Annotated in this window: 2 protein-coding genes; one reads left to right on the plus strand and one right to left on the minus strand. The window is 57.4% G+C overall.

The genetic code is table 11. From position 1 onward, the window contains the following. Window positions 1–1,172: hypothetical protein (locus AX692_RS12005; protein WP_230959890.1), on the plus strand; the 1,172-nt coding region annotated here is incomplete at its 5' end. Between the two features lie 75 nt (window positions 1,173–1,247). Here AX692_RS12005 and AX692_RS20810 read toward each other — a convergent pair. Continuing rightward, complete coding sequence (locus tag AX692_RS20810) at window positions 1,248–1,688, minus strand: transposase (RefSeq protein WP_081095535.1); 441 nt, start codon at window positions 1,686–1,688, stop codon at window positions 1,248–1,250. Window positions 1,689–1,798: the final 110 nt, after the last annotated feature.

Here is a 1,798-nt window from a genome sequence, read left to right on the forward strand (position 1 = left end):
TACATCAACCGTTCAACCACCGAGGAACTGTCCGGAAATTAAGGGGCAACTACACCCTTGCAACCGAGCGAGCAAAAGAAAGCGCCCGCTTGTCCGAAGCGCAGCGCGATCTTCTGGGAGCGGGCAATGGCCAACTCAGCGCTGAAGATGTTGCGGCATATACGGTCCGTAAGGCGCAGATGGCTGACTTGGCCCAACAACTGCGAAATCTTGAAGCGGCAGCTCAAGAAGGCGTCCGTCTGCTTACCGCATCTGCTGGCGCCCGCCAAACCTTGGTGCTCGCGAGGCGCCGGGACGAACTGTCGGTATCGATGCTTCCCGATATCGAAACCGCGATCCAAGCCGCATTGGGTCAATCGCCAAGCGCGTATCCAGAAATAGAAGACGCACTCAATGAGGCCGTTCGGGCTGTGGAAGCGAAGATTGCAGCGGCCGAGCGGGTGAGCTTACTTCGCATCGAGGCGCTTGCCGAACTGGATAGCCGCGTACGCGACTTGGAGAAGCTGCGGACGTTGCAGTCCGAGCGAGACCGCGATGGTAAGCGACTGACCGATGTCGAGAAGGCGCTCAAGAACGTTGAGACCAGCAGGGGGCACGCAAAGAAGGTGTCGGAAGCCGCTGATTCGGTTCGTTCGGAGATAGTGAAGAAGGTTTTCAGCAAGTCGCTGAATAAGATCTGGCGCGATTTGTTCGTTCGGTTGGCTCCGTCCGAACAGTTCGTCCCAGGCTTTCGATTGCCGACGGGCTCAGGCGGTAAGGTGGAAGCGGTTTTGGAAACATTGCATCGGTCCGGCAAGGCTTCCGGATCCCCCGGCGCGATGCTTAGTCAGGGCAATCTGAATACTGCTGCGCTGACGCTGTTTTTGGCGCTTCACCTCTCGGTACCGGTTAAGATGCCTTGGCTCATACTCGACGACCCCGTTCAGTCGATGGACGATGTCCACACTGCGCAGTTTGCAGCTTTGCTGCGGACATTGTCGAAAAGCATGGATCGGCAGGTCATCATCGCGGTCCACGAGCGCGCTCTGTTCGATTACCTCACCTTGGAGTTGAGCCCGGCCTTCCCCGGTGACAGCCTGATTGCGGTCGAGATTACGCGAAATTTTGAGGGGCACGCCGTCGCAACGCCTCGCGCGTTTACGTTCGAAGAGGATCGTGCGATTGCGGCCTAGCCGGTCGCACTGTGGCTCGACGTCCTACAGAAGGCCGCCGGAAGCGGGATCAGACGGCAGGCTTGGCCCAATTACCTACAACGGGATCGTGCTCCCAGAAATCCGTACGGGGTCCAAGCCTGCCTGCTCCGGGTGGAGCAACCGTGGTCTCGATTCATCTGGATGAAACGTGGTGCTCGTCTTCCACATTGCCATCATGATCACAGCAAGCTTCCTTGCCACCGCAACACGAGCTTTAAGAAATCCGATCTTGGTTGCCAGTTGCAGGCCCCAAGTGCGCAACGAACTTTCGGTTTTGATTGTGCGAAGCAGCACGGTGGCTGCCGTGATTAGGTGCGACCTCGTCAGCTTGTTTCCGTATCGGCTAATCCGGCCACGGCGCGCAGTGACGCCGGATTGATATAAATTCGGCGTGAGGCCGAGATAAGGTCTGACATCCCGATTGTTCTTAAATCGGTATGGGTCTCCGACGGCGCTGTAAAATGACAGCGCCGTGATTGTCCCAACACCAGGAATTGTCTGAAATCGTTAGCGTCCGCGCTCGTGGTGTAATTTCTGGTGTAGATTGAGATGATCGCATGGGGTGGGGCATGCCCCACCCCATGCGATTTCGATCTCGGTGGCCA

The organism is Erythrobacter donghaensis, assembly GCF_001557325.1.
Taxonomy (GTDB): Bacteria; Pseudomonadota; Alphaproteobacteria; order Sphingomonadales; family Sphingomonadaceae; genus Erythrobacter; species Erythrobacter donghaensis_B.